We start from the raw sequence: 349 nt of genomic DNA on the forward strand, positions 1-349 counted from the left end.
CTAAAGGGCCAATATGAGAAAGGTCTCATCACTGGTGATCAGTACACCAAGGCGTATATTGAGATCACAGCGGCTGCTCTTGGCAATGCAGTGCAATACACGCTCGGCAAGGACCAAGCTTACTGGCAAGCTGTTATGGTCCAACAGCAGGCAAAACGTGCTGCTATCGAAGTTGTGCTTGCAAAGGTGCAGCTTGAGACTGCCAAGGCTGAAGTGATTTCTGCTCGTATCGGAGCCATCAATGCTGAGGCTGAATACGGTCTCACAAAGATGAAGATCGTTTCTGAGGATGCAAACTATTGCAACCTCTTGGCCCAGAAAGATCAAATTACTGCTCAGACGGCTAATG

General features: G+C 48.4%; 1 protein-coding gene. It reads left to right on the top strand.

Annotated elements, in window-relative coordinates:
* Positions 1–349, top strand: a 349-nt coding sequence (locus RMT89_RS41735; RefSeq protein WP_315888975.1) for a hypothetical protein, incomplete at both ends; no start/stop codon positions are given.

It is taken from the genome of Streptomyces sp. P17 (assembly GCF_032436805.1).
In the GTDB taxonomy this organism is placed as follows: domain Bacteria; phylum Actinomycetota; class Actinomycetes; order Streptomycetales; family Streptomycetaceae; genus Streptomyces.